The following is a 21675-nucleotide window of genomic DNA, read 5'->3' on the forward strand; positions in this document are numbered from 1 at the left end:
CCTCATGTGGTTTCTGAGCAGACGTATAATCAAACTGACGGTCACCAGGTCAATTTTCAGGTGTTAACGGTGTTGACACTTTTTGCCAATATCTTTGTTGTTTCAAATGCTTAGCTGCATCGATGGGCGGTGATCTTAATTCGAACCTAAGTTGACGTGGTGCTCGCCAGCCTGCTACTAGGCTAATTAAACATAATAAGGGTGTGGCCATGCTTATCTTTGGCGTGAAAAACAAGGTGATCAGCTCCAAACCTGTTGATGTTGTATGCACCGAGTGCACGCGTACAGAACAACGGGTTCATACCTTTCAGAGGTATTTCCATTTTTTCTGGGTTCCCGTGTTTCCCCTCTCCCGCCAATCGGTTTTGGAGTGCCAGCATTGCAAGAAGGTGACGCTGGAAAAAGAATTGTCCGACCAACGCAAGGCCATCGTTAGACTTAAAGCTGGAGCCATCAAAGCACCTATCTATATGTATGCGGGCTCGGTGATTATTGTTCTTCTTGTCGGCTGGTCCTATTACTCCATCAAAGTAGAAAACAAGCAGACCATGCAGTTCTTGTCTTCCCCGGCGGCTAGTGACGTTGCTGTGATCGAGGCCGGCCAAGGACAGTTTCAACTGCTTAAGCTTATTGCCGTTGAGGGCAACCGGATTCGCTTTCAAATTGGCCAGTACGTCTACAAGAGTGCGGCCTCTGCCAAGACAGCAATCCGCAAAGAGGTCTTTAAGGAAAGCGGCTACTTTAGTGATGACCTGTTTGAAATGCCCATGGATAAGTACAAGCAAAGCCAGATTAAATTCGTTAAGCGTGAGAACGGCCACTAAGGATTCAGGCTGTCCCGTCCTTGATTGAAGTTTTACTGGGCTCCGGCAGAGGCCCTTTCGGCCGCCGTTCTCACGGATTGACCAATGTCGCCCACACCCTTCAGCCGATTCAATTGGGCCATATCAAGAGCACAGCGCTGAGACAGGTTGCGCAGCCGGGCCAGTCGCGAGCGGGCATTGCCCAAGGCGCTCTTTGCCCTTCGTGTGGCGTCTTCTGCTTTGCCCACGAGAGAATGAACCTCTTGAGTCACGGCCCAGGCGTCGCCCTTTAGATTTTCGGGGCCAAACCTTGCTTTGAAATGATCCTCGCGGGGCTGGATGTACACATCCTGAATCCGATGCCTTTCATCCGCCAGCTGCTCGACGCCATTGCCGAGCCACTTCCGATACTCGTCGAAGTTGTTTTCGGTAAAGCTAATGATCTCATTGCCTCTACCATCATCCCGATCAAAGGCATTGGCGAGATCGCGAAAGAACTGCCTTTCGGGGTTGAGCCCGTAGGTCTTTGCCAAGGGTAAGAGGATTTCCCGACCGCTTCGTCCGTCGCGCTCTCTTTGTCTTTTCTGCAAGAGCTCAATCGCCGCCACCATGATCTGCAGATCATCATAGGAGTTCTTTAATATCCCGTTGGTGGAGTCATACTTTCCCGGGTCCATTTCGCGACTGAAGTCGCCACCGTCTCCACCGTCCAAAAACGAATCAAAGGCTGCCGCCCGCTCACGAATCCGTCTCGACTGGTAGGTTTGCCAAAGCGCCGAGCTTTCATAGTAGGCTGCCCCTAGGGTGTCATAGCCCTCGACGTCCTTTTTTGCCATGGACTCTATTTCATCGACTAACTCGGCTTGATCGCTGGCGCAATCTGCTGCGGAATTCATTTGCGGCAACAGAGCCAGGACCATCGTCGAGAGTAAAAGAGACCACTTCACTGGAACCTCCTTGGGATTGCTCTTTCTATTTTCTCGAAAGCTCTGGTATGGGACAAGGCCAGCGGGCGGGAACTGGCCCCTGGGACGCTTCGCATTTGCCAAGGCCGCGCCCACAGTTCAAATCCCTTTAATGTGGTTCTTAAAACACAAAAGCCATCAGGCTGTGATGGCTTTTCTTTGAGTAACCCGGCACATGGGTAACACTTTGTACCGGACACATAGGTTACACTTTTCGGCATAGGAGGAAAGTCTTATGCCTTGGAAGGAGTGTAGCGTCATGGATGAAAAGCTGAGGTTTATCGCAAGGTTAATTGACGGCGAGAAAATGGCAAGCTTGTGCAGGGAGTTCGGGATTTCAAGGAAGACTGGGTACAAGATTTGGGACCGGTATAAAGATTGTGGACTGGAAGGTCTGCCTTCCCAGTCTCGCAGGCCCTATAAACAAGCCAACCAACTGCCCTTCCAAATTGAAAGTCTCATCGTACAGATCAAGAAGGACAAACCCAATTGGGGAGCCCGTAAGATTAGAGAGCGACTGAGACGAAAGCATCCGGGCATTAAACTTCCGGCCAATAGTACCGTGCATGCTGTTTTAGATCGGCATGGCCTCGTTAATGCTAGAAAACGACGACGTTACAAGGCTGAAGGCACGAAGTTGTCTTACACCTCTGAACCCAATGCCCTGTGGTGTGCCGATTACAAGGGCGAGTTCCTCCTGGGTAACAAGAGCTACTGTTATCCTTTGACCATCACTGACTTCAGCACCCGGTACTTGCTCACCTGCGAGGCCTTGGAGAGTACCAAAGAGCGCTATGCCTTCACTGTATTCGAAAGAACCTTCAAAGAATATGGTCTACCTAAGGCCATCAGAACCGACAATGGAATCCCCTTCTCCAATGTACAAGCCATGTTTGGCCTTAGTCGCCTGTCTGTATGGTGGCTGAGACTAGGAATCCAGATCGAGCGTACAGCCCCAGGCTGTCCCCAACAAAATGGCAGACACGAGCGAATGCACCTGACGCTGAAAAAAGAGGCCACCAAACCCTCCGGCCAAAACCTCCTGCAACAGCAAGAGAAATTTGATCGCTTCACAAGCGAGTACAACCACGACCGTCCCCATGAAGCTCTGGATATGAAATACCCAGGAGAGGTCTATAAACCGTCCATGAGGCCTTACGAGGGGATATCGGAGGTGGAATACCCAATGCACGACAAAACAGTCACGGTCACACACTGCGGACGGATCTGTGTGGACAGACGAAAGATTAATTTTAGTAGGGTCTTTGCCGGTCAGGACGTGGGCGTGAGACAGGTTGATGATAGGATATGGCTAGTGAGTTTTATGAACTACGATTTAGGGTACTTTGATGAGGAAGCTGCACGGGTCGAACCCGGAAAAAACCCGTTTGAAGCAAATGTGTTACCTATGTGATCGGAACAATCTGTAACCTATGTGTCCGGTATGGACCCTTTCTAAAATGGCGGAGAGGGCGGGATTTGAACCCGCGGAACGGGTTTACCCCGTTCGGTTGTTTAGCAAACAACTGGTTTCAGCCACTCACCCACCTCTCCGAATCGGTCGGCTTTTCAGCTGAGCGAAAACACTGCCACAAGAGCCTATGAGAATCAAGATCTGTAGTTTTCAGGAAAGAGCTGGCGCTCGACGACCTCAATCACCGTGTGGATGATCTTAATGTGGACCTCTTGAATGCGATCTGAGGTCTGAGCCGGAACGACAATAGCCAAATCAGCCATCCCTTTGAGCTCGCCCCCGTCGCGCCCGAGTAGAGCCACACTGGTGATTCCCAAGGCCTTGGCACTCTTAAAGGCGTGAATCACATTTTTGGAATTTCCGCTAGTAGACAGGCCAACCAATAGGTCGCCCTTGCGACCAAGGCCTTCGAGTTGGCGAGAGAAAATCTGCTCAAATCCATAATCATTGCTTACACAGGTGGTGTGACTAGGGTCACCCAAAGCCAGAGCCCCCAAGGGCTTACGATCCTTGCGATAGCGACCAGTCCACTCCTCAGCAAAATGCATGGCGTCACAGTGACTTCCCCCATTCCCACAGGTAAACAGGTTGCCGCCGCCTTGGAAGGTCTTGAGTAACAGCTCACCAAACTTTTCGCAGGCCTGTAATTGTTGAGAATCATTTAAAAAAATCTCGATCACCTGGTGAGCCTCCGAGAGGGACTTTAGCCAGATATCTTTATTTTCCATGGGGACCTCACTTTCGGTGTGCTCCGAATTCGAAGATAGCAGACCCTCAGGGTCTTGCCTAACCTGCAAATGGCTAAGCTCTCTAAAATTCACAGAGAACTTGATTTATTAGCACATTATGTCTAAACATTGGCCTCTGATTGTAGCCTTGCGCGCCCGTAGCTCAGCTGGATAGAGTACATGACTACGAATCATGTGGTCGGAGGTTCGACTCCTTCCGGGCGCGCCATTTTTCACCCAAAAGGCTCGGCTTATGAAACTCAGGCAGATACTTAAAATCAACTTTTTGATTCTTGGTTTGGTCGTCGTCGTGATGGTCATGTTTCGTCTTAAGGACAAGGGTCTCAATGAGAACATTCAGGCCGTGATGGGGTTGAGTCCGGGAGCTCAGGCCCCTCTGGCGAGGGTCCAGGAGGTGACCTGGTGTGAGACACGGGTGAGTTCCCTTGAGATGGAGGGCTTGCGCCTTTTTCAAGAGGGGCTCAAGTGGTTCATGGAGACCGACGGCAAAAAAGAAGCGGATTTTGTATCGGTTGAAAAATGGTTTGGTCGCTATTGCACCTTGGATGTGGACCCCGTCGTTCTTGAGGGCCTCAAGCTTGACCAGTTCAATCCATTATTTACCATTTCTTTTGTAAAAGGACCCCAACAACATGTCCTCAAATCTGGTGATGGGGTCTATCTGTGGGGAAATCAGGCCTTTCGCTCGCCTGAGCTCGACGAGGCTTTGAGGTCCCTACCAGACCTGCCCCAGAGGGTCCTCCAGTAGTCCAGCTCCAATTTATACGCGGTTGACAAAATGGCGCCTGGTCTTTAAATTTCAGAGCCTTAGTGTTCAGGTGTAGCTCAGTCGGTAGAGCAGGTGACTGTTAATCACCTTGTCGGGGGTTCGAGTCCCTCCACCTGAGCCATTTTTTTAGAAACAAAAAAACCACCTCACGGGTGGTTTTTTTGTTTGTGGAAATGGCGAAGGTGGAGGGACTCGAAGTGAAAGCCCGACCCTGATAGATGCGACCTAAGGGAGCATCTAGCTGGGCAAGTCAGACAAGATGTCTGACTTAGGGGTTGAGCCGGCGGTCTGCAGCGGGCGAGCTGGACGCGAGAACGCGAAGGACAGTCCCTACGGAGCCATTTTTTTTAGAAACAAAAAAACCACCTCACGGGTGGTTTTTTTGTTTGAACTCATTCTACACTGGCCATTAACTTCAGTGCTTCATCAACACTTTCTGAAAGTAAAATATTGCTTTGGCCAGCGCTCAATTCTGATTTTTCAATCAGCTCTTTTGGCTGTGGTCTTAATCCCACGAGGCAAATTTTTCTTTGTCCGGTTGCCAACTTTCGGACAGCACTTTCAAACGCAACAAGCCCAGTAACGTCCATCACAGGAACGTCATCCATTAAAAAAATAACTCCGCGGACATCATCGGTGATTCTAGTAAGGGTGTCAGCGGCCTTCTCTGCGGCGCCAAAGAATAGAGGTCCGTCAATTTCATACACAATAATATCATGGGGGATTTGCTTGTTATTGATAAGTGGGTGTGATTCGCCGACTGAAAGAGCATGCCCCCCTGTCACTTCAGCCATTCTTCTTATAAAAAGAAGAGCCGCAAGCACCACGCCGACCGTTACACCAAGAACCATGTCGAAGATAACAGTAAGAGAGAAGCACAGAAGAAGGACAAGAACATCGCTCCTGGGCGCCACCTTTAAAATATGAAAGAAATGTTTAGCCTCCGACATATTGTAAGCAACTAACATCAATAGCGCGGCCAAAGCGGCCATCGGCAGATATGAAACCAAGGGTGCTAACAGCAACAATACTAATAAAGTAAAAACAGCGTGGAATACCGCCGACAGTGGCGACCTTGCTCCAAAGCGGATATTGGTAGCCGTCCGAGCAATAGCTCCTGTCGCTGGTATTCCGCCAAAAAAGGGACACAATAAGTTCCCAATTCCCAATGCCACCAGCTCAGCGTCAGGATCATGTTTAGTATGAGCGATTCCATCGGCGACCACTGCAGAAAGTAGCGACTCAATTGCGCCCAATATTGCGATGGCAAAGGCAGACGGAAAAAGAGCCTCCAAGGCCTCAAGAGATAATTGAAATGGGCTCCCATCAGCAGCCTTAAAATTCCACGGAAGATTAAGGTGAGGTAAGGCTTGAGGAACACCATGTCCGATTACCCCTCCGAGATCAAAGCTGAAGCGATTGCCAATGGTGGCCACCTCAAAACCTGGGATCCATTTTCTAAGAAGAACCGTTAAGATTGAGACTCCGGTCAAGGCTATCAATGGTGCCGGAATCTTTTTGTTGATCTTTGGCCAGAAAATAAGAAGAAGTAGTGTCAATAACGCAATTGAAAATTCCGTCAGATTTGCCGTCCTCCTAGCGTCGATAAGAACCATTAACTTTTCTAAAAAGCGTTCGGGCATTTCAGGCGTTTGCAATCCGAAGAAGTCTTTGAGCTGCAGAGTAGCAATAACAACCGCAATTCCAGTGGTAAATCCTGTCGTCACCGGATATGGGATAAATTGGATCATCTTACCAAGCCGGGCCAACCCCATAGATAAAAGAATAATTCCCGCAATAAAACCAGAAAGCAGTAGCCCACCTAAGCCAAATTTGTGAGCCACGGGGGCAAGAAGAACCACAAATGCGGCCGTAGGACCCGTGACTTGAAACCGTGACCCCCCCAGAAGGGCTACCACCGCACCACCAATGATTACGGTATAAAGTCCATGTTGTGGGGGAACACCACTGGCTATGGCTAAAGCCATACCTAGGGGTACGGCAATCATTCCTACAACCACTCCTGACATGAGGTCGGAACGCAAATCAGAAAGTGAGTAACCCTCCTCAAATCTTTTTCTAAGTGCAGTAAATAAACGAACTCCAACAAATGGAAACAGGGTTGGTGACAGTTTGCGGGTATAACGTTGATGCATCAAAATTTAATATCAATTATTGCATCATGTTGCAATAAGGGCTTTGCCAGCGCGGGACGGTGCAATAGTTTTTTTGAATGTCTTAAGGGTTCTGTGCCCGATTGTTTTGGCATATGAGCATAAGGTCTTCAGATGAGTTTTCGCTTGCATCAGCTGGGTGAGATCCTCTTAGGCTTACTTGAAGAAGAAAGGCTTTTTGTTATTGACCTCTTTCCAAATAAATTTGAAACGGATCCAGTGATAACTAAAGAAATCATTAGAAGGGTGCATTTGGATGGGGACGTCGAAGATTTGGAGTTTGATCAAAAAGGCAAATTGACAATGGCGATCTCGCGATTTGGATAAGGGAGTTGTGCCATGAAAAAGCGAGCAGATTTGGTTAGCTATTTGAGATCAAAAGGGCTGCGCATGACCCCTTCGAAAGAGCTTCTCATTCAGTTTTTTATCGATAACCAGAAGAGATATGTTTCGAGTAAAGAGCTGCAGGATCATGTTGGAGTTCATCTACCAGATGTTGACCGCACCACGGTTTATAGAAATATTGAAAAATTGATCGCTCTAGAGTTGATCCAGGAATTGGACCTTCCAAAGACAGGAAAGGCTTACCAGTTTATCTTCGACAGAAAAGCTCATCACTACTATATTTGTAAGGGCTGTGGCGAAGTAAAGCAGGGAGATGGGAGACTTTTTGCTCGAATCGAAAAGGCTCTCAAAGAGATTCACGATTTTTCTAAAGCACAGATGTCTGTTGTTTTTTATGGGTACTGTTTAGAATGTAAACCTGGGGGATCAAAAGAGACCTCTATGTGAGCTCAATCAAATTCAAAGCCCAATCCTCAACGATCTTTGCTTTGGGAAACCGCCATTTAAAAACCTTAACGTCCTGTGACGGGATTGATTGAACAGCTCCACAAGAATTTACCATCTCGCGGATGATTCAGCCTCCTTGCCGGGCTACCTCGTCACCCAGTGTTCCCCTGTAATGTTCCCGGTTAAAACTTGTAATGCATGACAGCTGACCTTCTTGGTAACTCAGATGGCGTGCATTACAAGTTTTAACCGGGAACATTACTAACGGGCACCGTAGTGAAAGAGGACCATTTCGCCGCCAAAGTTGGCTATGCTATACATGTGAATGGGAAAGCGATGGGGGTTATCGAATGCAAAAAACTTGCTCCAGCTGTCCGCCACTTCGATATCCCCTTTGCTTAAGGGACCCCGACTTGGGTGGTTGTGGAAAAACTGAACGGAAACAATGTCACCGCCCTCGGGGTTAGCCCTTGAGACGGGAATAATCGCCTTTTTGCCGTCGATATGGGCTCTTGAATGACTTTCGATGATGTGTACCTCTGGATCTCCATGTTTCTTGTTGATCACCAACACACCGATCTCAGTTTCGACCGGTCGGCGGGCAAGTTCCGAGTAGATGGAGATCACAGCTCCTCGCTCGCTAGCGGACAAATGACGAAAACCCAACACTTCAACAACCAACCACTCACCTATAGATTTCACTCCGGGGACCTCAAAACCAAGAAGTCTGCCGTCGTATTTGAGGTAGTCCTCAGCCCCCCACTGCCTCCAAGTCTCCATACTCACCAGTCTGTCGGGCGGTAGGCTTCGACCCTTAAAGCTCCAACTGGCGTACATATACTGGGCTCGAGGCCGACCCTCATTGGCCAAGTCAGCCGCACAAAGGCTTCCCGGCACGCCAAAAGACGGCTGCCAGCTGACCATAAAGTAGACAACTAAGATCCCGAGATAGCTCAGGAATTTTGTGTGCTTCACGCCCTTAGAACTATTCAATCTCCAGGCCATTTGGCCACAATTTTTGTCCCAACCGGAGAGTATTTTCAGGGTCCAAAGGCTCAAGTGGCCCTGGTTTTCAGTTCTCCCGGGCAAGGCCCTTGCTTTGTTGATAGACCAATCTGATTGATTGGGTTCATTTGACTGGGTTGTGGTGATGAAACAATTGTCTCTCTGCTTTACTCTGTGGGTATTGGTTTTTGTGGCTTCAGTAATGGTAAGTCCTGCCCACTCCCTTTCCATTAAAAACATCGATAATCAGGAAATGAGACGGCTGCAGAATACCTTTCGTAATTTTCAGGCTCTCGATTCTAAGGTCGGCAAGGAATCCATTGTCGGTAAAAACTGGAACTGCGACCTATATGGAATCAGAACGCGCCTTCAGGTGGAGAAAGATCTCCTTCTCTACAGCTTTCGTGGGCTGGGAGATTCCATGATCAATAAGGGGGCTCAACCCATTTCCAGGTACTCATGGACTAAGATCGGGCTGCAAGGTACCAATGATAAGCTGACTGATGTTTTGCGCTTCTCACCAGACCGACAAAACCTCATTGCCGAATTGAGCGTGGATATTGCTGACCTCCCTACGACTAACGTCTTGGAAACCAATTCTCTCGTTTCTCCTCGACGACGAGTCGTCGCCTACGCCTTGTGTAAGTGACCTGACTCTCTACTCTCTTCTGGATCACCCGCCGTCCGGGGGACAGCCTCCTGGATTGACCCAATCTTTAGACAAAACATAAAATAGATTGAAAGCACCTCGACACTTAGACGCCAAAGGACGACATCCATGATTGTGCGCCCGACACTGATTCTATTTTTGTTTTCTCTAACTCTGACGTTGACCCCTTCATCAAGCGCCGAGCCCTGGCTTTCAGTTCGCTACGCCCAAAACTGTGCAAGCTGTCACTCCCCGGGCCGGTGGAACCTTAAGGCCGTTGACCGGCGGTGTACTCTTTCTTGTCAGGGCTGCCACGTTAACCCAAACGGGGGAGGTTTGCGCAACCAATATGGAGTGTGGAATCAACAGCGGTGGCTGCGGTCATTTTACTCTAATAACCTCCGCAATAAGAGAACTCCTGCTGCCCTCAAGTATCAGTCATATGCTGAACACCTGAGCTCGGTAAAAGACAAAAAGGGTGGCAAGGGGAAAGGTAAAGACAAGAAGAAGTCAAAGAAGGCCGAGAAGCGCAAACCCTCTTCTGATGAGGACGCGGTTCCAAAACTGGTCGTCACGACCAACTTAAGCCCTCGCGATGCAGACTATGACCGCACCGATTACCACGAATGGAAGACCGAAGTCCCCATGGAGAAATTTCTCTCGACCATTCCCCATGACGACCCCTATCGCTTGGAACGACGGGAATGGATTTATGCCGGAGGCGACATCCGCTATATCTACGGTACGCAAACTGTGAATGACAACAAAACTGACCTGAGTTTTCCTATGGCGGTTGATTTTGGCATTCGCTTTCGCCCAGTCCGAGAAAAGATTTCTTTGGTCCTAGAGCATCGGTACATCAACTCTCCCAACAACAAGGATCTGGAAGAGGCCTTTACTTCCAGCTCTCAGGTTCGCTCAGCCTACTTGATTGCCGATGACCTGTGGTGGAACACTTGGTTTATGGCCGGCCTTTATCGCCCCATGTTTGGCAACTATGTGCCTGACCACAATGCTTTGGCTCAGGAGATGGCCTTCGGTACTCAGTCTTACAAAACCATTTACAAGGCTGCCGGTATTGGCGGCTCACCCAACGTACCCTACGCCAATGTTCACATGATTGCGCCGATGGCTAACACCAACTATTCGCAAGATACAGGCTTCGTGGCCAACTTGGGTGCCCGAGCAGTAACCAAGTCGATGTCGCTCAACTTGTCCTACTGGAACACTTCAAATGAGTCATCTGGAGATAAGTTAGTCAAACAAATGCTCTCCATCTCTGGAGGTCTGATGTTTGCCCGCCTGGTGCTCTCGGGCGAATGGCTGCGGGTGGATGAAGAGTTTCAACCGGGTAAAAAAGATGGCGGTAACGTAGTGACTCTGGATGCCAAGTATCGGCTATGGCGAGAAAATTATCTTACCACCACCTACGCCTACTCTAATGTTTCGCGCAGTCCGAGGCTAAAAACTGGTAAGGCCAGTGAGGTTAGTGTAGGTCTCAAAACTTTTCTCTACTCGGGAATGGAGTTTGAGATTCTGGCCATTAACCGCCCAACGGAATTCAACGGCGTCAAAACCGATGAAAAGCTTATGCAAGGACAGCTACATCTGTTTTTCTAGTTGATTTCTTTTACCCGATTTTGGGGTCCGCGATCATTGCAGCCAAGACGGCTTCATCCATGAGAACGAATTTTTGCCCGCTTGTGTCAAACTCGTAGACCTCGACATTGCCAATATCAAACCACCAGCCGTGAAGGGTGAGTTTTCCGGCGTCAATTCGCTCTTTTACCATAGGCGAAGAGCGCAAATTATCGAGCTGGCGAATTACGTTTGCCTGCGATACCTGGTTTACTTCACTAAGGCCGGGAGTAAGCTTTTCTTCACCATACGATTTCCCCTCCTTCACCTGCTCTACCCAGTGACTCAAATGATCACAAGAGGGCGGCACTTGGCCGGTTACCGCAGCTTGAATCGCTCCACACTCCGAGTGGCCACAAACAACAATATGGGGAACTTCAAGAGCCATGAGAGCAAACTCAATTGCCGCCCAAACCGAGTCATGGCCTTTCGCCTTTCCGTCGGGCCCACAAGGAGCGACGAGGTTTCCCACATTACGGACGACAAAAAGATCTCCAGGGTCGGTCGAGGCAAAGACATTCACCGCAACGCGACTGTCTGAACAGCCAATATAAAGTACGTCAGGCTTTTGACCCAAAGCCAAATCGGCAAAGGCATCCTTCATCTCCATCCGCCGCTCCTTGCGAAACTTGGACAATCCCTGTAAAAGTTTTTTCATCGCCTTCCTCCCATAGATTCAGAGATTAGATATGCAGTCTGAAAGGAGGATTCGTCAACGCCACAGGTAATTTGGGACTGATTGACCTAATAAAAATCACCCACGAGAGGTACCCTCCTCTAGATTTTTTTCCTAACTCTGACTCGGCCGATCAGAAGGCGAACTCGAAGGCTGCAGAATAGAAGACATTGGAGTCAAACTTCACGTCGCCACTGGCAATAAAGGAGCCTGCCTCAAGACTGAGGGCAAACCAATCCACAAACCAAATCTTAGTGCCTAAAAAGGCCTGGGTGTAATTGTAGTTAAACGCCGGAATAGTCACAAACAACTCTCCGGTGTCAGCGTCCTTCAGATCAGTGGAGTCATTTTCAACGCTGGTGTAGCGAACGCTAGCAAAGGGCTCAAAGGTCTTGGACTTGTAGCTGACGAAGAGTGCCCCATTGTAATAGCTGCCGCCAAAGGAAGTTCCCGTTCCGGCCCCCAAGGCCACGGAAAGGCCTGATTTTTGGTTATTCACCAGGGCGTATTTAAGCTTCAATCCGGCACTCAAGGCTTCCCACTGGACCCCAATATCAAGATCATCCGTCAATCCATAGTCGTAATGAAATCCCCAAAGGCCATCGACTGAGGACATAATCTTGATGTCATGATTGCCATCACCGTTGGATCTGGCCACATCGTGATTGAGAATGGGGCCGATCGCACAGCTGGATACAAAAACCACGAGCAAAAGGGCATAGCCTCGACGAATTAATGACATAATTTTTCTCCTGATTCTATGAAGTGTAGCGAAGATCGGAGGGAGAGCAACCTGCAAGATGTAAAAGAGGCCGCCAGTCGGTGTAAAATCTGATCTTTGGTTGTTGATTCACAAAATCCTTTGTCAGTGACGTCAGCCGTTTGCCGACCATTCTCCGCAAATCCTCACGCGCCTTTCGGCCGCGGGCGCGTCTTCGGAACGCATCAGCTTCGCCGCTGCGCTTCGGATACGCCCCGCGCGACGGCAGAGGATTCGGATTTCCGGGAATGGCTCGGCAATCGGGCCTATTCCCAGACAACGGCCGCGCACCGTTTTGTGAATCAACAACAAAAGAGGGGCCAGGATAGAAGCATTTGCCACGGTCGCTCTTTCACTTCGAATCTCCCCTCTCTCCGCCACTAACAAAAAAAGGCCGCTCATCGCGACCTTCTTTTGCTCAGTTGCTGGGGGATTGTCCTACTGTCGCTCGCTTCACGCTCGCTCCATGCAGACCGCCGGCTCATTCGCTCTACCAAGCATCCTGCTTGGTAGCCCCTGTCAAATGGTTCCCATTTGCCACGGTCGCTCTTTCACTTCGAATCTCCCCTCTCTCCGCCACTAACAAAAAAAGGCCGCTCATCGCGACCTTCTTTTGCTCAGTTGCTGGGGGATTGTCCTACTGTCGCTCGCTTCACGCTCGCTCCATGCAGACCGCCGGCTCATTCGCTCTACCAAGCATCCTGCTTGGTAGCCCCTGTCAAATGGTTCCCATTTGCCACGGTCGCTCTTTCACTTCGAATCTCCCCTCTCTCCGCCACTAACAAAAAAAGGCCGCTCATCGCGACCTTCTTTTGCTCAGTTGCTGGGGGATTGTCCTACTGTCGCTCGCTTCACGCTCGCTCCATGCAGACCGCCGGCTCATTCGCTCTACCAAGCATCCTGCTTGGTAGCCCCTGTCAAATGGTTCCCATTTGCCACGGTCGCTCTTTCACTTCGAATCTCCCCTCTCTCCGCCACTAACAAAAAAAGGCCGCTCATCGCGACCTTCTTTTGCTAGTGGCGGAGAGAGGGGGATTCGAACCCCCGAGACCCGCAAAGGCCTGCCGGTTTTCAAGACCGGTGCTTTCAACCACTCAGCCATCTCTCCACCGACCAAATTACGCAGGACCCCTAGCCCTGGCAACAAATTTGGTGAGGGATTTTAATGGTTTTGCTTCGCGGCAACCAGGAGGTGTTTACTTTTTACTCGCCTCAATGCACTTCAGTCCGCGCATATAGGGCTGAAGAACTGCCGGCACGGAAATGCTACCATCTTCATTTTGGTAGTTCTCTATAATGGCAATCAAAGTGCGCCCCACAGCCAGGCCCGATCCATTCAGAGTGTGGACATATCGAGGCTTTGCCTTGGGCCCGCTGGGCCTAAAGCGGATCTCCGCCCGCCGAGCCTGGAAGTCCTCAAAGTTAGAACAAGAGCTGATTTCCCGATACTTCTGTTGTCCAGGAAGCCAAACCTCCAAGTCATAGCATTTGGCCGCACCAAATCCGATGTCCTTGGTACAAAGAGCCATGACTCGATAAGGAAGCTCCAACTTTTTCAAGATCGTTTCCGCGTGACCCGTTAACTGCTCATGAGCCTCATAGGACTTGTCCGGATGAGCAAAGACCATCAGCTCTACCTTGTTGAACTGGTGCTGGCGAATGAGTCCCTTGGTGTCTTTTCCATAACTGCCAGCCTCTGAGCGAAAGCAGGGGGTATAGGCCACAAATTTAGTTGGCAGGTCTCCCTCCTCGAGGATTTCCTGGGCAAAATAATTGGTCACGGGGACTTCGGCCGTTGGTACCAAGTAGTAGTCTGTGCTGTCCAAATGAAAAACATCTTCCTTGAACTTTGGAAACTGCCCTGTGCCGAACAGACTTGAGCTATTCACGACAAATGGAGGAATCATCTCCTCATAGCCATGTTCTTCACTGTGAACATCCATCATAAACTGAATCAACGCCCGCTCAAGAGCAGAGGCCGCTCCCCTCAAGAAGGTAAACCGGGCCCCTGTGACCTTTCCCGCCCGATCAAAATCGATGATGCCAAGAGACTCTCCCAGCTCCGTGTGCTCCTTAGCCGCAAAGCCCTGGCCCCGAGGCTCTCCCACTTTGCGGACTTCCACGTTGTCCTCTTCGCCCTTGCCGACCGGAGTTGTGTGGTGGCATTTGTTGGGTAATCGGGACAACAGGTCATTAAGTTCCTGCTCCTTCTGAACGGCGGTTTCGGTCATTTCCTTTACCCGACCACTCAGGGCCTGCATTTCCTCCAACAGAGATGAAGCGTCCTCTTTATTCTTCTTGCGCTTAGCGATTTCCTGACCAACCTTGTTTTGTTCAGCCCGCGCCTGCTCGGTTTGGGTGATCAGTGCCTTTCGTTCTGTGTTGAGCGCTAGAAGGCGATCCACTGCTCCCGGATCATCCCCCCGGTTCGCCAGACTATCCTTGTATTCGTCGGTATAGGCCTTCCCGGTCTCCGGGTTGACGTCGTTTTTTTCCAGGGCCTTAATATCAATCATCGAATCAGCTCCTTATTGTCCGGGGGCAATCAAAATATAAAGCCTGAGAAGCATACCCACCAGGACACAGATCAAATCAAATACCAGAACTCCGACGACTCGCCAACCCCGAGATATGCGCATAAATGCCGCCGTGACTGTAACAATGACAAACAAAAACGCCAGGGTCCCATAATCGAAAATTTGATCGCCTATCAAAGAGAAGGTCAGGCCCAGGATTGTTCCCGAAACCAAGCGAAAGGCCCCAAGGGCAAAGCTATTCGACGAATTTCGCCATTTTTCCTGCATAACTTCAACAAATTGGCCCACACGACCTCCTGTTCTTTCTCATACTTATCACTTCATCGACTGGCGCGCCAGAGTCTCTAGCCTTTGCTCAATTTGTTTCTTGTCCGCAGCACCCGGATTGAGTTGAAAATACTGATTGAAGGCCTCTGCTGCTTCATCAAACTTTCCCTCGGCCAGATAGATTTCGCCTTTTTCGCGATAGATATCCGGCAATCCCGAATCGTACTTGGATGCCTGGTCCAGCATTTTGCCACCCATATCGTAATTACCCATGAGCCTAAAACAGCGGGCCAAGCGCACATATGTGTCTGCTCCCTGGGGCCGAAGTTTGATGGCCTGGGTGTACTCCCGCGCGCACAAACTGTGCTGATTCATCTTATAGTAAGCCTCAGCTGCCAACAAATATGCGTCGGCCAGATTGGGATTAATCTTTCTCTCCGCATCTGCATGGTCCAGAGCCTCTTTGGGATCGTTCATCAGCAGTGCGGCTCGCCCCATGTAGTAGTGGACAAGAGGATGGCGGTTGTTGATGCGTAAAACCCGCTGAAACTGTGTTCTCGCCTGAACCGGCTGCTTGATCTCCAAATAGAGAAGGCCCGCCTCAAACAGTGGCTCGGTATCCGCCGGATCTAGAATCGCCGCCTTCAACAAAGACTCCAGAGCGGCCTGATTTTCACCAAGAAGCCTCTGAGCCTTGCCCAACAAGAACCAAGCCTTCTTGGGTTTGTCCTCTATCTCAATCACCTGCTGAAACACCTGGATCGCGAGAGGAAATCTCTCATCTGCCACGTACATTTCACCCAGAGCAATGCGGTACTCTGTAACCAGAGGATAGGTACTCACTAGACGCAAAAGATAGTCCAATCCCAGTTCCACACCCTTTGTGGCGGTTAACGCCTGGGCATAAACGATCTGCCCCTTGCGACTATTGATGTCGATTTCCACGGCTTTGGCTGCATGACGATAAGCTTGTTGTCCCGCCTGCGGGTCACCCTTAAGGAGCAGATTGGCCTCAGCCATCAGGATATGGGTTTCCACGTCGGTTTCATAAAGACCCAGGGCCTTTTGTCCGTAGCCTATCGCCGCCTTGGCATTCCCCCTTCTGAGTTCCACCAAAGCATAACCCCGAAAGACTTCATAGCTTTTTGGCGCCACCCGATGAGCCTGAGCCAGAATTCGGGCGGCCGCAAGAAAGTCATATCGCTGGGTGTAGTAATCGGCCAACGTCACGTAAGCATCGATCAACTTGGGATCAGACTTGATCGCCTTGTTGAGCCATTCGATTGCCTCACGGCTAAAACTCAAATCCCAAAGGCAACGTGCTGCCTTCATCGCCGCCATGGCATTTTGTTTATCCATTTCCCAAGCGGATTTGTAATGAGCCTGAGCTGAATTACAGTCCCCCTCACGAACATACTGATCCCCCTCGTAGACCAGCTGCTGGCTTTTGACTTCGGTCTTCGCCAACTTTTCCTTGCCCCCTAGGGCAACAATCAGGTTTTTCGCCTCCATGTTTGTGGAGTCGTGGGAATAGGACTCCTGAGCATGCTTGAGGGCCTGAGAATTATCCTTTCTCATCAGCGAAATCTCCGCAAGGCCAAAATAAGCGCGAGAAAGGACCGGACCGGGAACTTTTTCACTTGAAGACAGGGCTTCCTGGAGGAGGGCCAACCCCTTGTCCATGTGGTTAAAGTGTTTAAACTCAATCAAACCCAGCTGAATCTTTGAGATTTTGTGTTGTGGATTGATCTGCAAAATATGACGGTAAATCTTTGCCGCTTGAATTCGATTACCCAGTCGCGATTGAAGATCTGCCTCCATCACAAATGCCGTCAGCCAACGGGGGGATAGCTGTTGAGCTGAGTTGAGATAGTTGATCGCCGTTTGAAGTTCATTCTCCCCTGACAACAGTACCGCCTTAAAAAAGTAAAAAGGAATCGGCGGGTTGGCGGTCGCACTGTAGGTGTCGAGAATTGTCTCTGTCATGCTCTTTGCTTCGGAATAGCGGCCACGAACCAACAGATCCACAACCCGACAGGTTGCTGCATTTTGCCCCGCAGGGTCCAGACCGCTCACCCTTTGATTGGCAATCGAAACTGCCTTTAAGTCGTTTGAGTCCTGATAGGAGTAAGGCCACAATTCGTAATAGGTCAGACACAGTAGCGCCAGCATTCCAGGATTTTTCGGGTCACCCTCCACCACCTGTAGGAGGTTATTCTGTGCCTTGAGAAGACTCGAGTAGGTTCCCTCCGTATACGCCTGCTGAGCCCGTCTCATTCGGTCAATCAACTGCTCACGAGTCAGCGGCTTTGTTGCTGCCTGAATGGCTGTCAGGTGAATCCGATCTCCCGTAGGCTTTTTTCCCATTTGGCTGAATATACCAATAACCACTATGACGATGGCGACGAAGATCGGGAGCTTTAATCTCTTGGCCCGCTCCTTCTTTATCAACTGTCCCATGTCCATCAGCTCAATGACCGAGTCCGGGCCTGATCTGGTCTTTTTTCGCCGATCTGACTTTTTGTCTTCCTCAGGCTTGGCATTCTTGCCAATTGGATCCTGCTCGGAGCTTTCCCGACGAACTTTGCCCCGCTTTGGGCCCTCAGCCCCCGGCGGCAAATCTCCTGTGGGTGTTAAATTGTCTTCATTGCCGAAGACCACCGTTCTGGCTTTGGATTTAGACTTGCCCTGTTGTTCACTGACTGGAGTGTACTCGTCGAAATCGACCGGATCATCCTCTCCTGATCCTGCCAGAGCCTCAATGAGGCGATCATAGAACTGAGGCTCTCGAGAAATGGGAAACCACTCCCCTCCGGGATAAACGGCGATAGATTCCTCACCACTGATTTCCCCGCGGCCAATTTTATACAGCACCTTTTCCGTTGGAAAAGGTCCCGAGATCCGACCGTCGCCATCTTTGATGATCCAGCGCTTTCGTTGTTTGGCCATTCTATGATTCTAGCAATGATTGCGCGCGGAGGGACCTCTGACCCTCATGATGAGGGTACAAACTTCGACCAAAGACTGGCCCAGATTTCTACTTAGTTCTCTCGATTTTTGCGCCCAATGAAGACAGTTTGCTTTCGAGATTTTCATAGCCCCGATCCAGGTGGTAGATGCGACTAACAGTCGTTTCTCCCTGTGCCACCAGTCCAATGAGCACCAAGCAGGCACTGGCCCGAAGGTCAGTCGCCATAACCGGCGCACCCTGAAGTTTTCCCGGCGTTCCTCTGACAACCGCAACTCGGGTTTTGGGTGTAATATCCGCCCCTAGACGAACAAGCTCTTGAACATGCATAAAGCGATTTTCGAAAACTGACTCTGTGATCACACTGGTTCCCTCTGCCTGAGTCATAAGCGCCATAAACTGAGCCTGCAGGTCAGTGGCAAACGCGGGAAAGGGCGCCGTAGTGACATCCACACCCTGCCACCCTGAAGGGGAATGAATGGACACCTGGGTTCCATCGCGCGTGACCCTAAAGCCGCTCTCCTCCAGTTTTAGTAACAAGGCCTCAATATGATCCACAACACAGTTCTTGACCAAAACCTCTCCGCCAGTAATTGCTCCCGCCATCAGCAGAGTGCCTGCCTCAATTCGGTCAGGTATGACCTCGTGTTCGGCCGCCTTGAGTTTTTCAACCCCTTCTATTTTTAAAATACTGCTGCCGGCGCCGCTGACCTTTCCACCCATGGCATTAATGTAATTCGCTAAATCAACAATTTCTGGTTCCTTCGCCGCATTCTCAATGACCGTGGTTCCATCTGCCAGAGCTGCTGCCATCATAATGTTTTCTGTTCCCCCGACGGTGGGGGAATCAAAAAGAATCGTGGCTCCTTTAAGTCTCTTACACTTACCAATGACATAGCCTTTTTCCGTCCGAATTTCGGCGCCCATTTCCTTTAGGCCTTCAAGGTGGAGGTTGATTGGCCTGGTCCCGATCGCACACCCCCCCGGCAGACTGACTGTGGCTTCTCCGTAGCGGGCCAGCAACGGACCCAAACACAAGATACTTGCCCTCATTTTGCGAACAATATCGTAGTGGGCCTCAAGAGAGTCAGCTTTTCCCACCTGAACAAACACCCGATCACCGCGCCTCTCCAACTTAGCGCCAAGCGAGTTTAAGAGAAGTGCGGTCGAATCGATATCCATTAGCCTTGGAACATTTCCAAAACTGTGTTCGCCTTCAGCCAAGAGTGTAGAAAACAAAATCGGTAGCGCAGAGTTTTTTGAGCCTCCGGCGGCCACCTCTCCCTTTAGGGGCGGACTCTTTTTAACGACCATCTTATCCATGGCAATCCTCTCGACTTGATTCCATTACTTCTTTTTTTTAGCGGTAACCATTCTATCCCATCCGGCTAAATCCCGATAGGATTGAATCCACTCAAAATGACCCGAGTCGGCGAGATGTTTACAGACCGCCTCGCCCTGCTTGGCCCCGTGTTCAAGGCAGAGCAATCCACCAGGGCGCAAGAGAGTGACGATTGTCGGAATCCACTCTCTGATTTCCTGCAGGCCGTCTTTCCCGGCAAACAGAGCCTGGCTCGGCTCGGTACGCCTGACTTGTGGGCAGACGTGAGGATCAGACTCTGCAATGTAGGGCGGGTTAGCCAGGACAATGTCGACCTCACCCATATTCCAATTGGGTGGTAAATTGTTACTACTGAGATCTTGTACTCGACATTGTAAAAAGTTGGTCTCTCCCTCCAAGCCCAAATTCACACAATTTTGATAACTGACTCGAATCGGAATCTCTCCCGCATCAACAGCCAACAGTTTTCCGCCACAGGCCTTGAGTAAGGACAATCCCAAACAGCCGCTTCCACAGCCCAAATCGGCAATAACTGGACTCTTGAAACCATGAGAGCGAATCCAACTCTCCCCACACTCAACCAGCATTTCTGTTTCATTACGCGGAATCAAAACTCCGGGCTGGACCAGAAATCGGTCTCGATAAAAATCCTTGTATCCCAAAATATAGGCGAGTGGTTCACCCTTTTGCCTGCGACGCAACAGGCCTTTCAACCGATCTTCACTAAACAGATCCAATTCATCATTGTGCCTTAGAATCAAACTGGATCGCTCACAACTGAGCACTTCGGCCATGAACATTTCAACTTCAAGACGAGGGCTTTCAATTTGCGCTTGCTTTAAGGTTTCTGTCGCCGAGCTTAAAAACTCCTCGACTTTCATTGGTGGCCCGCACCCTGTTGCTTAAGTAGCTCCGCTTGAAAATGTGCAATCACTGGCTCAATGACTGGCTCCATATTCCCGCCCATGACCTCAGTGAGAGCATGAGTGGTCAAGCCTATGCGGTGGTCGGTAATTCGCGACTGGGGAAAGTTATACGTTCTAATTCGTTCGCTCCGATCGCCCGTTCCAATTTGTGAAAGACGGGCGTTCGAGGCTTCGGCCCTAGCCTTTTCCTCTTCAATCGCCATCAACCTTGAATAAAGAACCTTAAGAGCCTGTTCTTTGTTGGACAACTGGGATTTTCCATCCTGACAACTGACAACCAAGCCGGTTGGCAAGTGAGTCACGCGAACAGCTGAATCCGTTGTGTTCACCGATTGGCCGCCATGGCCGCTAGAGCGGAAAACATCGATGCGCAACTCGTTAGGATTGATTTTTACACTGACCTCATCAGCTTCGGGCAGCACTGCCACCGTCACCGTTGACGTGTGGATACGCCCTTGGGATTCCGTCTTAGGAACACGTTGTACTCGGTGCACACCACTTTCAAACTTGAGGCGCGAGTAAACACGATCTCCAGAAATTGAGCCAATGATCTCTTTATAGCCACCCACGTTTCCTGGAGATGATGACAATAGGGTGACCTTCCAGCCCTGCTTAGAGGCATAATGCGAGTAGGCCGCAAAAAGTTCGGAAGCAAAAAGGCTGGCCTCATCCCCACCGGCTCCGGCTCGAATTTCGACAATAACGTTTTTGTCATCATTGGGGTCTTTGGGCAAAAGCAAAATCTGCAGTGACTTCTCCAGGGCTTCCTTTGATTCCTCTAAAGGAGCCAGTTCTTCTTTTGCCAGAGCCCTGAGGTCACTATCACTTTCCTCTTCCAGTATCTCCTTGTTGCCTTCGATATCCCTAATGACTGTCTTATAATGACGAAATGTCTGAACAATCTCTTCGAGGTTGGCCAGCTCCTTCATGAGGGCGCGAAATTTCTCCTGATTGTCCGTGATTCCAGGCTCTTGAAGGTTTTGTTGGATTTGCTCGAAGCGCTTTTCCACTTCCTCGAGCTTCGAAAACATTTTCTGCTCCGCTTCACTTAGGGTTTTCGAATTCTTTTTTCTTTGCAGCGAATTTTCAGCCGTGTTAGAAAATTTGTTCCGAAAAATTTTACACACATCGATTGGGGACAAATCCCCAGAGTTATCCACACCTGTGGCGCCTTGCGTTTT

At 50.0% G+C, this 21675-nt stretch carries 19 protein-coding genes and 4 tRNA genes; 9 read left to right on the forward strand and 14 right to left on the reverse strand.

What is annotated here, in order from left to right:
• Positions 1-209 precede the first annotated feature (209 nt).
• Entirely contained in the window at positions 210-824 is a 615-nt protein-coding gene (locus tag H6624_13600; GenBank protein ID MCB9085378.1) for a zinc-ribbon domain-containing protein, read from the forward strand.
• A 32-nt stretch (positions 825-856) separates the two neighbouring features.
• On the opposite strand, the gene H6624_13605 is transcribed toward H6624_13600, so the two are convergent.
• Entirely contained in the window at positions 857-1750 is an 894-nt protein-coding gene (locus H6624_13605; GenBank protein MCB9085379.1) for a hypothetical protein, read from the reverse strand.
• Between the two features lie 253 nt (positions 1751-2003).
• On the opposite strand from H6624_13605, the gene H6624_13610 reads away from it, so the two are divergent.
• Positions 2004-3182, forward strand: a complete 1179-nt coding sequence (locus H6624_13610) for a transposase (protein ID MCB9085380.1) — start codon at positions 2004-2006, stop codon at positions 3180-3182.
• 47 nt (positions 3183-3229) lie between these two features.
• On the opposite strand, the gene H6624_13615 is transcribed toward H6624_13610, so the two are convergent.
• Positions 3230-3322: transfer RNA gene (locus tag H6624_13615), tRNA-Ser, on the reverse strand.
• Between the two features lie 54 nt (positions 3323-3376).
• The gene (gmhA, locus tag H6624_13620) at positions 3377-3970 is read right to left on the reverse strand and encodes a D-sedoheptulose 7-phosphate isomerase (GenBank protein ID MCB9085381.1); all 594 of its coding nucleotides are present in this window, start codon (positions 3968-3970) and stop codon (positions 3377-3379) included.
• A gap of 152 nt (positions 3971-4122) precedes the next feature.
• On the opposite strand from gmhA, the gene H6624_13625 reads away from it, so the two are divergent.
• The 3 genes from H6624_13625 to H6624_13635 all read left to right on the forward strand — a co-directional run bounded on the left by H6624_13625 (position 4123) and on the right by H6624_13635 (position 4881).
• Positions 4123-4199 (forward strand) — tRNA-Arg (locus H6624_13625).
• A 24-nt stretch (positions 4200-4223) separates the two neighbouring features.
• A complete protein-coding gene (locus tag H6624_13630; GenBank protein MCB9085382.1) occupies positions 4224-4739 on the forward strand; it encodes a hypothetical protein in 516 nt (171 codons plus the stop codon).
• A gap of 66 nt (positions 4740-4805) precedes the next feature.
• Positions 4806-4881 (forward strand) — tRNA-Asn (locus H6624_13635).
• A 271-nt stretch (positions 4882-5152) separates the two neighbouring features.
• Here the strand turns inward: H6624_13635 and dauA are convergent.
• A complete protein-coding gene (dauA, locus tag H6624_13640; GenBank protein ID MCB9085383.1) occupies positions 5153-6919 on the reverse strand; it encodes a C4-dicarboxylic acid transporter DauA in 1767 nt (588 codons plus the stop codon).
• 129 nt (positions 6920-7048) lie between these two features.
• Between dauA and H6624_13645 the strand changes: the two genes are divergently transcribed.
• Positions 7049-7261: a hypothetical protein gene (locus H6624_13645; GenBank protein ID MCB9085384.1), complete on the forward strand. Its 213-nt coding sequence runs from the start codon at positions 7049-7051 to the stop codon at positions 7259-7261.
• Positions 7262-7273: 12 nt separating this feature from the next.
• Positions 7274-7726, forward strand: coding sequence for a transcriptional repressor (locus H6624_13650; GenBank protein ID MCB9085385.1), 453 nt, complete (start codon positions 7274-7276; stop codon positions 7724-7726).
• Between the two features lie 261 nt (positions 7727-7987).
• Here H6624_13650 and H6624_13655 read toward each other — a convergent pair whose 3' ends face one another.
• Entirely contained in the window at positions 7988-8719 is a 732-nt protein-coding gene (locus tag H6624_13655) for a hypothetical protein (GenBank protein MCB9085386.1), read from the reverse strand.
• Between the two features lie 157 nt (positions 8720-8876).
• Here H6624_13655 and H6624_13660 point away from each other — a divergent pair, with 157 nt between their 5' ends.
• Positions 8877-9380 carry a hypothetical protein gene (locus H6624_13660; protein MCB9085387.1) on the forward strand — a complete coding sequence of 168 codons (504 nt, stop codon included), beginning with the start codon at positions 8877-8879 and terminating at the stop codon, positions 9378-9380.
• 129 nt (positions 9381-9509) lie between these two features.
• Positions 9510-11000 carry a hypothetical protein gene (locus H6624_13665; protein MCB9085388.1) on the forward strand — a complete coding sequence of 497 codons (1491 nt, stop codon included), beginning with the start codon at positions 9510-9512 and terminating at the stop codon, positions 10998-11000.
• Between the two features lie 10 nt (positions 11001-11010).
• Here H6624_13665 and H6624_13670 read toward each other — a convergent pair whose 3' ends face one another.
• From H6624_13670 to prfA, 9 genes are all read right to left on the reverse strand, one after another.
• A complete protein-coding gene (locus H6624_13670; protein MCB9085389.1) occupies positions 11011-11676 on the reverse strand; it encodes a carbonic anhydrase in 666 nt (221 codons plus the stop codon).
• Positions 11677-11827: 151 nt separating this feature from the next.
• The gene (locus tag H6624_13675) at positions 11828-12436 is read right to left on the reverse strand and encodes a hypothetical protein (GenBank protein ID MCB9085390.1); all 609 of its coding nucleotides are present in this window, start codon (positions 12434-12436) and stop codon (positions 11828-11830) included.
• Positions 12437-13472: 1036 nt separating this feature from the next.
• Positions 13473-13562 (reverse strand) — tRNA-Ser (locus H6624_13680).
• Between the two features lie 88 nt (positions 13563-13650).
• Entirely contained in the window at positions 13651-14970 is a 1320-nt protein-coding gene (gene serS / locus H6624_13685; protein MCB9085391.1) for a serine--tRNA ligase, read from the reverse strand.
• Positions 14971-14982: 12 nt separating this feature from the next.
• Positions 14983-15258, reverse strand: coding sequence for a hypothetical protein (locus H6624_13690; GenBank protein ID MCB9085392.1), 276 nt, complete (start codon positions 15256-15258; stop codon positions 14983-14985).
• A gap of 48 nt (positions 15259-15306) precedes the next feature.
• Positions 15307-18207, reverse strand: a complete 2901-nt coding sequence (locus H6624_13695) for a tetratricopeptide repeat protein (GenBank protein ID MCB9085393.1) — start codon at positions 18205-18207, stop codon at positions 15307-15309.
• A gap of 88 nt (positions 18208-18295) precedes the next feature.
• Positions 18296-19549, reverse strand: a complete 1254-nt coding sequence (gene murA, locus H6624_13700; protein ID MCB9085394.1) for a UDP-N-acetylglucosamine 1-carboxyvinyltransferase — start codon at positions 19547-19549, stop codon at positions 18296-18298.
• Positions 19550-19573: 24 nt separating this feature from the next.
• Complete coding sequence (gene prmC / locus H6624_13705; protein ID MCB9085395.1) at positions 19574-20449, reverse strand: peptide chain release factor N(5)-glutamine methyltransferase; 876 nt, start codon at positions 20447-20449, stop codon at positions 19574-19576.
• Positions 20446-21525 carry a peptide chain release factor 1 gene (gene prfA, locus H6624_13710; GenBank protein ID MCB9085396.1) on the reverse strand — a complete coding sequence of 360 codons (1080 nt, stop codon included), beginning with the start codon at positions 21523-21525 and terminating at the stop codon, positions 20446-20448. The genes prmC and prfA overlap by 4 nt, the downstream gene beginning before the upstream one ends.
• Between the last annotated feature and the right edge of the window lie 150 nt (positions 21526-21675).

Source organism: Pseudobdellovibrionaceae bacterium (genome assembly GCA_020635075.1).
Taxonomy (GTDB): domain Bacteria; phylum Bdellovibrionota; class Bdellovibrionia; order Bdellovibrionales; family UBA1609; genus JADZEO01.

Excerpts from the sequence above, each read along its gene's own strand:
- H6624_13610 (MCB9085380.1), top strand. The coding sequence starts at position 2,004 with ATGCCTTGGAAGGAGTGTAGCGTCATGGATGAAAAGCTGAGGTTTATC.
- prfA (MCB9085396.1), bottom strand. The coding sequence starts at position 21,525 with ATGTTTTCGAAGCTCGAGGAAGTGGAAAAGCGCTTCGAGCAAATCCAA.
- H6624_13645 (MCB9085384.1), top strand. The coding sequence starts at position 7,049 with ATGAGTTTTCGCTTGCATCAGCTGGGTGAGATCCTCTTAGGCTTACTT.
- H6624_13650 (MCB9085385.1), top strand. The coding sequence starts at position 7,274 with ATGAAAAAGCGAGCAGATTTGGTTAGCTATTTGAGATCAAAAGGGCTG.
- gmhA (MCB9085381.1), bottom strand. The coding sequence starts at position 3,970 with ATGGAAAATAAAGATATCTGGCTAAAGTCCCTCTCGGAGGCTCACCAG.
- prmC (MCB9085395.1), bottom strand. The coding sequence starts at position 20,449 with ATGAAAGTCGAGGAGTTTTTAAGCTCGGCGACAGAAACCTTAAAGCAA.
- H6624_13690 (MCB9085392.1), bottom strand. The coding sequence starts at position 15,258 with ATGCAGGAAAAATGGCGAAATTCGTCGAATAGCTTTGCCCTTGGGGCC.
- H6624_13600 (MCB9085378.1), top strand. The coding sequence starts at position 210 with ATGCTTATCTTTGGCGTGAAAAACAAGGTGATCAGCTCCAAACCTGTT.
- serS (MCB9085391.1), bottom strand. The coding sequence starts at position 14,970 with ATGATTGATATTAAGGCCCTGGAAAAAAACGACGTCAACCCGGAGACC.
- H6624_13660 (MCB9085387.1), top strand. The coding sequence starts at position 8,877 with ATGAAACAATTGTCTCTCTGCTTTACTCTGTGGGTATTGGTTTTTGTG.
- H6624_13630 (MCB9085382.1), top strand. The coding sequence starts at position 4,224 with ATGAAACTCAGGCAGATACTTAAAATCAACTTTTTGATTCTTGGTTTG.
- H6624_13670 (MCB9085389.1), bottom strand. The coding sequence starts at position 11,676 with ATGAAAAAACTTTTACAGGGATTGTCCAAGTTTCGCAAGGAGCGGCGG.
- H6624_13695 (MCB9085393.1), bottom strand. The coding sequence starts at position 18,207 with ATGGCCAAACAACGAAAGCGCTGGATCATCAAAGATGGCGACGGTCGG.
- H6624_13675 (MCB9085390.1), bottom strand. The coding sequence starts at position 12,436 with ATGTCATTAATTCGTCGAGGCTATGCCCTTTTGCTCGTGGTTTTTGTA.
- H6624_13665 (MCB9085388.1), top strand. The coding sequence starts at position 9,510 with ATGATTGTGCGCCCGACACTGATTCTATTTTTGTTTTCTCTAACTCTG.
- murA (MCB9085394.1), bottom strand. The coding sequence starts at position 19,549 with ATGGATAAGATGGTCGTTAAAAAGAGTCCGCCCCTAAAGGGAGAGGTG.